The sequence below is a fragment of the uncultured Brachyspira sp. genome (assembly GCF_949287625.1).
Classification (GTDB): domain Bacteria; phylum Spirochaetota; class Brachyspiria; order Brachyspirales; family Brachyspiraceae; genus Brachyspira.
The window spans coordinates 1-9,323 of sequence record NZ_CASEGO010000115.1; the positions used below are offsets into that span (position 1 = coordinate 1).

The 9,323-nt window shown below is 27.1% G+C and carries 8 protein-coding genes; 2 read left to right on the top strand and 6 right to left on the bottom strand.

The features are described from left to right. Positions 1–164 precede the first annotated feature (164 nt). Positions 165–1,904, top strand: coding sequence for a sulfatase (locus tag Q1X91_RS13585; protein WP_300758653.1), 1,740 nt, complete (start codon positions 165–167; stop codon positions 1,902–1,904). A gap of 452 nt (positions 1,905–2,356) precedes the next feature. Here the strand turns inward: Q1X91_RS13585 and Q1X91_RS13590 are convergent, their stop codons facing one another. Further along, positions 2,357–3,115 carry an MBL fold metallo-hydrolase gene (locus Q1X91_RS13590; RefSeq protein WP_300758656.1) on the bottom strand — a complete coding sequence of 253 codons (759 nt, stop codon included), beginning with the start codon at positions 3,113–3,115 and terminating at the stop codon, positions 2,357–2,359. 109 nt (positions 3,116–3,224) lie between these two features. After that, positions 3,225–5,417, bottom strand: coding sequence for an alpha-galactosidase (locus Q1X91_RS13595; protein ID WP_300758659.1), 2,193 nt, complete (start codon positions 5,415–5,417; stop codon positions 3,225–3,227). A 270-nt stretch (positions 5,418–5,687) separates the two neighbouring features. On the opposite strand from Q1X91_RS13595, the gene Q1X91_RS13600 reads away from it, so the two are divergent. Continuing rightward, the gene (locus Q1X91_RS13600) at positions 5,688–6,224 is read left to right on the top strand and encodes a flavin reductase (protein ID WP_300758662.1); all 537 of its coding nucleotides are present in this window, start codon (positions 5,688–5,690) and stop codon (positions 6,222–6,224) included. A gap of 42 nt (positions 6,225–6,266) precedes the next feature. Here Q1X91_RS13600 and thpR read toward each other — a convergent pair whose 3' ends face one another. The 4 genes from thpR to Q1X91_RS13620 all read right to left on the bottom strand — a co-directional run bounded on the left by thpR (position 6,267) and on the right by Q1X91_RS13620 (position 9,160). Next, entirely contained in the window at positions 6,267–6,806 is a 540-nt protein-coding gene (gene thpR / locus Q1X91_RS13605) for an RNA 2',3'-cyclic phosphodiesterase (RefSeq protein WP_300758665.1), read from the bottom strand. A gap of 113 nt (positions 6,807–6,919) precedes the next feature. Further along, positions 6,920–7,510: a hypothetical protein gene (locus Q1X91_RS13610; protein ID WP_300758668.1), complete on the bottom strand. Its 591-nt coding sequence runs from the start codon at positions 7,508–7,510 to the stop codon at positions 6,920–6,922. A gap of 134 nt (positions 7,511–7,644) precedes the next feature. Beyond that, positions 7,645–8,364: a flagellar protein FlbB gene (locus tag Q1X91_RS13615; protein WP_300758674.1), complete on the bottom strand. Its 720-nt coding sequence runs from the start codon at positions 8,362–8,364 to the stop codon at positions 7,645–7,647. 184 nt (positions 8,365–8,548) lie between these two features. Beyond that, positions 8,549–9,160 (bottom strand): acetate uptake transporter, encoded by a 612-nt coding sequence (locus tag Q1X91_RS13620; RefSeq protein WP_300758676.1) that lies wholly within the window; start codon positions 9,158–9,160, stop codon positions 8,549–8,551. Between the last annotated feature and the right edge of the window lie 163 nt (positions 9,161–9,323).

Genomic DNA, 9,323 nt, shown 5'->3' on the forward strand with positions numbered 1-9,323 from the left:
TTATCCTACATATAAAACATAATTAGTACGATTTAATAATAATTTTAATACTTGCACTTTTTGGTTCTTTTTGCGGCGGGAAAAAGAACAATAAAAAAAATTGACAAACTTAAGAATTTTTAGTATAATTTAACATTAATATATTTTATACTTCGGATAATAACATGAAATACAATACATTAAAAAATAATAGTTTTTTGATAATATCATTAATATTGATAATAGTAATGTACTATTCTATAACTCAATTAATATTTCCAATGTTCTCTGTAAATAAAATGAATTTCAGCATTATAGATATAATTTATGTATATGTATTTTCAATAATATCATATATACTTTCAAATAAAAATAAATTAACTTCATACTTTTTTATAATAGTTGCAGTATTTTCTTTTTTTACAATAGAACCATTAGGCATGACAATAGAAGCAAAACCTTTGTTTTTTACTGACATGCCGGACATGTATCCTTCTCTTATAGAGGTGCTTCCGCTATATATGCAGATAATTACTATTACGGCAACAGCTCTTTATTTCGGACTATTACTTGCTTATGCTTTGTACTTTATATACGGCCTTTATAAAATGTATAAAACAAATGTAAAAAAAGCTGTTATAATGACAATAATAGTTGCTCTTGTAACTTATATATCATTTTTCAGACCTGTAAAAATTAATTCAATATATGCTGACTATAATGACATAGCAAATAAATACGGCATTATAAATACTATAAGCTATAGAATATCATATGATAAGTCTGTAGAAGCAAAAGCAGATAAAGAAAGTGTTGAAGAGGCATTGAAATTATTAACAGACATTCAAAATAAAAGAGATATATCAAACTTAATACTTCCATATGATACAAATAAAAAAAGAGATGTATTTGTGATATTTATGGAATCATTCTATGACTATAAACATTTTCTTCCTCTTATGGATAAAGATCCTTTTCCCAAAGAATACAGAGAATGGGCAGGCAATTCTACAAGAGTGGGACCTAATGACAGCTACGGAAGTTTATTTGCAAGAACATCTGGTCTTATAGCTTCTTCGCCTTTATTTCCTAAAAAACAAAAAACTCCTATATATTCAGCTTTGCCTTATATTATGAAAGATAACGGATATCATACAATAGCATTAGAAGAATCAGGAGTGACTTATTATCTTGATGCATTACTTCCAAATATTGGAATGGAGGAAGTAGTTTTCAGTTTGGGACTTACCAATATAAAAAATTATATAAAAACTAATAATTATGATAAGCCTATATTTTTGGCAGGTTTTACATTTATGGGGCATGCTGGAAGCCATGTTTCAAATGATTTGAATGTATATGAAAACAATAAAAGATTGATGGAGAAAATAAATAAAAAAGATATACCAGTACTTATAGAGACTATGGAAAACTCGGCATTAGCAGCTAAAGATATAATAGATACAAGAGATACTATATTAGAAAAATATCCTGATGCAATTATAATATTTAAACATGATCACTTATATCCGTATTTAAAAACAATAATAGAAAACTCATCTATAGATAATGATATAAAAGAAGATTTCTTTAATGATAATACAGTATCTCCTATGTTAATATGGAACGGTACAAACGGGGCTTATAAATTTGAAGAAGACGGATTTCCTCCAGAAAATATTCCTATGTTTGTAGCGGCAAATACAAAGGCAAATTATACTAACTCTATAATATCTCTTTTATATAAAGATAAGATTGATAATATTATAAGATATTATAATGCTTTCTATACTAATGATAATGGAAGCATAAAAAAAATAGAAGTAAAAAAAGACAGCACTTCATATATAGTAAATCATGCTCAAAAAATATTATCTGAAGATATATTAAGAGGAAAAAAATATATATATAATAATAACAAATAATAGACTTGTTTCAAAAGTACTTAACAATATTATATATAAAATTTTTACAATTTATTAATCATCAAAATAATGTTTTATATGTGGTATAAATCATCATTTTGGATATAAATATGCAATCGCAAAGGCTGCATTTCAGGTTAAATTTAATAGTTTATTCTACATGTAAGACATAATTAGTACTATTTAGTATTATTTTTAGATTTGCACTTTCGCCACAGGCGGACAGCGTCACAAAAGAAGTGGGGTTGCCGACACCAAAGGTGGACTCCGTCGGCACGCAGAGCGGGCACGACTGTGAAGACCTGCAAATATTTTAAATTTAAAAAATTAATTTTTGACAAATTATAGTCATTTAGGTATATACTAGCAGCTTATTAATAATTAATTATATATTCTTAATATTATTTTGGGCTGAAGCTTTTTATAGAAGTTTCAGCCTTTTATATTTTTTATTAAATTTCTATTTTAAGTCCGTCATAGGCAGGATGCATATTTGAAGGAAGTTCTCTTTCTAAATGTCTATGCAAAACATCATGTGTCATATGTGTAAAATATGCTTTTTTTACCCCGAGTTTATCTGCTATATTTACAGATTCCTGTAATGATAAATGAGTATGATGAGGTCTGTATCTTAAGCCGTTTAAAACTAGAATTTCAGTTCCTTCTATCTGTTTTAAACTTTCATCGCTTATACTGCTTGCATCAGTTATATAAGTAAAATTATTGAATCTGTATCCTAATATATTTAAAATGCCATGTTTTACAGAGATTGGAGTAACTTTTATATCATCAAAAAACATTTCTTTTTCTATATGATGAAATACTACCTGAGGAAGTCCTCCTCCAATCTGAACTGGATTAAAAAAATAGTCATACTTTTCTCTAAGTGTATTCATAGTATCTTTATTGCCGTAACAGTCTATGGAAGTATGCATAATAAAGTTTAATGATCTTAAATCTACTATTCCAGAAGTATGATCTGCATGTGCATGCGTATAAAATACCGCATTAAGACTGCCGATTTTTTCTCTTAGCATTTGCTGTCTGAAATCTGCTGAAGTATCAACTATATAGTTTTTACCATTATGCTGAATAAGTATAGATGAACGAGTCCTTTTATCTCTTTTATCCTTGCTTTTGCATACTTTACATTTGCAGCCTATCATTGGTACGCCGTCAGAAGTGCCAGTACCCAAAAAAGTTATTAACATAAATTTGCACCTCCATTTATTATTATATATTGATATTATATAGTTTTTATTCTTAATATCAAGTTATTATTTTTTAATAAATAAAAGTGCTTTTTTATATATAACTTTTTTAATTAACCTTTTTTATAATCCATTGAATAGCGAAAGCATCTTCTAATATTTCACCTAGCATAAGCCCAACATTCATTAATTCAGCACCTGTGTAAAGTCTATCTGAATTATTTACTTTATATTTTGCCTTTGAATCCAAAGCCTCTAAACGCAAACGTTTAGTTACTAAATTAGGTATTACACATATCTGTACATAATTTACAACTATAGTCTCTTCATCAATACTTTTGTGCATCCAAGCATATTCATTTTGAGCATGAAGTCCTTTCAAACGGTACATACTTCCAAACTGAACAGTGCTTCTTATACTTTTATATATTTCTAATTTTTGAGATATAACTTTTTTATCTTCTTCGCTTATTTTATTTAAATTAAGTTCAAGTCCCAAATTTCCCCACATAGCAACATTAGCTCTAGTTTCTATTCTCTCTTTTCTTCTTGTTTGATGATTAGGAATATCTGATATATGACAAGCCAATGATATAGAAGGATATACCAAAGAAGCACCGTACTGTATAGCAAGTCTTTCTATAGCATCTGTATCATCGCTAGTCCAAACCTGAGGCATATAATAAAGCATACCAGCATCGCATCTTCCTCCTCCTCCAGCACAGCTTTCAAAAAGTACATTAGGAAAACCATTGACTATATTATCTAGCACTCTGTAAAGACCTAGCATATATCTATGAGCCTGTTCTTTCTGTCTTTCTGGTTTTAAATAAGATGAACCCATGTTAGTAATATTTCTATTCATATCCCATTTTATATATGTAATATTATTTTTAGAAAGAAGTTCAGTCATAAAGTTTATTATATAATCGCATACTTCTGGATTGCTTAAATCCAAAACATATTGATGTCTTGAAGTCTCTATCTTTCTTCCTTTTACATGAATAGCCCATTCTGGGTGCTTTCTAAATAAATCGCTGTCTGGAGATACCATTTCTGGCTCAACCCATAATCCAAAGCTAATACCTTTTTTGTTTATATCATCTATCAAACTTGATAAACTTCCGCCTAGTTTTTGTTCATTAGGTGTCCAATCGCCTAGAGATGTTTTATCATCATTTCTTTTTCCAAACCAGCCGTCATCTAATACAAATAATTCTGCTCCTATGTTTTTACCTTCTTCTGCTAGTTTTAATAAACTTTCTTTATTAAAATCAAAATAATTAGATTCCCAGCTGTTAATTAAAATAGGACGTTCTTTATAAGCATATTTATTTGACATCAAACAATCCTGATATAATTTATGAAAAGTTCTTGACATATCGCCCAAACCTTTATTTGTATATATTAAAACTGCTTCCGGAGTTTGGAACTCTTCATTAGGCATTAATGTCCAGCCGAAGTCAAAATCATTGATTCCCATTTGAAATCTTGTATTTAAATGCATGTCTGCTTCAGCACTTATTATAAAGTTTCCGCTGTATATAAAGTTCATAGCAAAAACTTCTCCGTTATTTTCATCGGTATTAGGAGATATTAAAGCTGCAAATGGATTTTGTCCATGTCCTGAAGCTCCTCTTATACTTCCTATAGACTGCATTCCCTGTTCTAAGCGTCTTCTTTTTATATGGCATTCTCTTCCCCAAGCTCCCGCTAAATGAATAAACTCAAAATTACTTTCCTGAATATCAATATTTGCAGACATTATTTTTTCTATATACAGATCATCAGAAGGATTTTTATTTATAACTTTAACGGATTTTGTAAAAGCATTATGTTTTTCAAATACTGCAAGTGTAATTATAACTTCTACTTTTTTTAATTCATCGAATAATGTTAATTCTAAAACTTCGCTGTCATCATTTGATAGTACAGTAGGAAGTCCGTTTAATTTTTTCTTTGTTTTATATATATTATGATATTTATAACGCAAATCTGTAATTCTTGAGCCGTCTTTATAAACAAAATGAAAAGCTGGCTCTTTCAAATCTGTATAGCCGTATGAAGGGTATATTTGAGGTATAAGTTCTAATTGAAATTTTTTCTTATTATCAGTATCAGCCATATAGTTGGCTTCTGTAATACCATCTATAATATAGTCTATATCTGAAGCTTCTATCTTTGCTCCAAAGTAAGGTAAAAATACATAATTATCCTCATGTATCATAATAACTAAACTTGATGAAACAGTATTCAAAAAGAAAAGTTTTCTATTTTTATTATTTTCAATTAGAGTAATCATTTTTTCTCTCCTAAAAATATTTATAAAATCTTATTAAATTTAAAATAAATAATATAAATAATTATAATAGTTTTCAATAGTGTTTAATAAAAAATATAAAATTTATTGGTTTTATTATCAAAAAAACTAAAAAAATAGTAATCGATTACAGTTTTAATATGTAATTTACACATTTTGTTAAAAAAATTATTAATTTTTATATTCTATTTACTGACAATTTTTTTATTTTTAATTTATTATAAATAATAAGTATTTTAAGGAGTCAATAAAATGAAAAAGAAAATTGATGTTTTGGATTATGCTAATTATATTTTAAAAGAAATGAGAAAAGGAATTCTCATAACAACCAAATCAAACGGAAAAGTAAACAGTATGTCTATAGGCTGGGGAACTTTGGGGGTAGAGTGGAATAAAAATATATTTATGATACTTATAAGAGAGAATAGATTTACAAGAACTATGCTTGATGAAAATCCAGAGTTTACTGTTAATATTGCCATGGATAAGTCTGATAGAAATATTATAAAAGTATGCGGTACAAAATCCGGAAGAGATACTGATAAAATAAAAGAGCTCAATTTAACTTTAGAAGATTCAAATTTTATTTCTGTTCCAGCTATAAAAGAACTTCCTTTAACTCTTGAATGCAAAGTTATTTATAAACAGATACAGGATTCGAATAATATACCAGAAGACATAATAAAGAAATTTTATCCTCGAGATGTTGAAAGCAGTGCATCAGGAGCAAACAAAGATTTTCATATAGCATACTACGGAGAGATAGTTGACAGCTATATTATAGAGTAATTATTATGTAATTTTCTTAAGTATATGACAATAAAAATTATATTAAAAATCTACAGTAAAAAGTTCTGTATAATTTACAAAATCGCTTGAATATAATGTCATTGAATTTGCTTTGAATGATAATTTTTTGAAATATGAATTATTAACTTCTTCAATTTTTTCTTTTAATTTTTCATTGTCATATACTCTTTTTACTCTTGCTAATGTTATATGAGATTTAAAATCTTTTTTATCGTATTTAAGATTTTCTATATTATTTAAATTATCTCTCAATACTTTTACATATTTTTCTAATTCATCACTTACTGCTTTTACAAATATTACATTTATATCTTTGAATTTGTTTGTGAAGTAAGAAATATTTTCAAAGTTTATATTAAATACAGTAGGGTAGGAGTTTATTACTTGTTTTTTTATTAATTCTATTTGTTCTTCTTTTATATTATCAAAAAATACTAATGTTATATGCATTTTGTTTTTTGATACTTTTTTTAATTCTGCTATTTTTTCATCTATTTTTAAAATATTGGAATATTTGTTTTTTATTTCTTCATTTAAGTTTAATGCTAAAAATGCTCTCATACTATTTTAATTCCTAACATTTTTATTATTATTTTTTCATCAGTATTTTATAATAAGCCAGTAAATATTAATACAAATTTTTTTATAGTTAATAATTTCTAAAATATAATTTTTTATATATCGAGGCTCAATGATTTTGCTATCATATCCATTGTAACATCTTTATATAGAGTTTTATTAGGCACTACATTACCGTTAAATTGTTTAGGGGTTATTTTTAATTCATTAGTATTTTCTGTGTTTATATTTTCTGCAGCTTGTAAAATCATACTTGTTTTATCTAAATATACTTTTTTATCATCATTATATTTAAATGTTATATACATTTTTACGTTTGACATAAGGTTATGCTCTATAGTAAAATAATTGTCTTTATAAACTATATTGCAAATAAGTCCTTCTATATTTTGATTATAGCTTTTAAAAGCAATATTGCCGATATATTTATACTGATTGTTTTGTTCTATTTGAAATAAACTGTAATAATACCAATAATTATTTTTTAATATTACCATCTCATATGATGATTTGTCAGTAAATCTAATTTTTCTAATAGCATAAACTGACAGATCTCTATTGTTTTTTAAATTTCCATTTTCAGTAAAATATTTTTCATTTACTTTTATGGGTTTGTCATTAATATTTTGAGAATAAAGATTAAAAGAAAATATAATAACGAATATTAATAGCAATCTTATTAACATAGATAAAAAACTCCAAATTATAATAAATGAAGTTATACCCTATAACCCTTTATTTGTCAATATTTAATGAGTTTAAAATAAAAAAGCCGTTCCTAAAATATTTAGAAACGGCTTATTATTTTCAGTATAGAATTTTATGCCCCCATATCCATTATACCGTCATTAAGCATAGCATCATTATTGTCAGGTAAGTATGATGGGAAGTCATTAGGTGAAGAAGGTACTGTATTATTACCAGGATTGGATCTTGCTTCATATTTCTCTAATATTCTAGCAGCAACAGCAGCGTCCATCAAACTTAAAAGGTATGAAGTAGTACTGTTTCTTCCTTCAGCAGCAGCTATGGAATCCATTTCGAGAAGTACATCTATTACCAAATCATCAGAACCGTTTGCAGCTAACTGATTAAGTAAAGCTACAGAGTTTTGAGGAGGCATGCTGTTGATTTTGTTTGCCAAATCTGAAAGTACTAACTGATACTGTGAAGATTCGTCCATTGTTGCCTGATAATTAGACCAAGCATTTAATAGATTTTGTCTGTCTTGTTCTATCAATTCAGACTGAGTATTTAATTCCAATGCTCTGCTTGCTATTAGAGATTCCTGAGCCTGTAAATCTTTTTCTCTTAAGTTAAAGGATTCTCTCATCTTATTTAAATCATCTCTTGCAAGGAGCGACATATCTTCTACTCTTTGCTTTTGAGTGAATCTATTTAAAAATCCTGGTACATTAGGAGCTATTTTATTACGCATTAATGTGTAGTAATTTACAACTCCGAAAATATCAAACATATAGAGTAATGCTATAAATGCTATTAAATTGACTATAGTTAAAATTGCTATTTTAAATTTCATAACCTTTAATCACCTTATAATATTATTACAACATAATATAGATAAAACAATAATATGTCAACTAGATTTTGTTATCATAATTATTATCGTAATAATAAAATATTTAGTTATCATATTTTTTTTAAAAAAACAAAAAAGAGGCTTTTTTATTAAGCCCCTTTTATATATATGCCCTAATTTTATCTTATTTCTTAAATATACCTAAAGGTTTTCCTACAGGAAGTACAACTCTTCCTAAATTTTTGTTTAATACACCAGCAGCAGCACCATAAAAACCTAGTAATCCAGCAGCAAGTTCTGAAATACCAGCTATTATCTGAGTTTCTTTTACTGCTATACCTAAATAATTTAATGCCATAGCTACTAAAAGTACGTCTACAGCAACAAATATAAAGAATAATACTTTATGAGCTTCAGCAGCACCAAAAGTTAAAGGTCCTACAAGAAATAAATAAGCTATACATACAACCCCAAATTGTCTCATGTCGATAGTGTTTTTCATTTCTTCTCCAAATACTCCCAAAGTTGTAAGCCAAATAAAAGCTACAGCTATCCAAAATAACCCGAAAGAACCAAATACTGTAGCCCCAAATACATTTTCTTTTTTGAAATCAATAATAGCCGCAACAAATTGTGTTATACATCCAAGAAATATTGCCCAAGGAATAAGCCCTGAAAATCCTGATGTAAGTCCTAATTTTTGTGTTGAAGCTACAAATGTTATTACTGCAAGACCGAATAAACCAAATGGTGCTGGGTCTGCAAGCGTTTGTGTTACTTTTACTTCATTATTCATAATACATACTCCTATATCCTATTTTTTAAACAGTATAGAAAAAAAAACTTGTATGTCAAATTTCATGTACATAAAATTAAAAAAAAATTTACAAAAAATATTAATTTATGTGATTTTTTCATTTATTTATAATAAATTAATTATTATATATTAATAATAATAA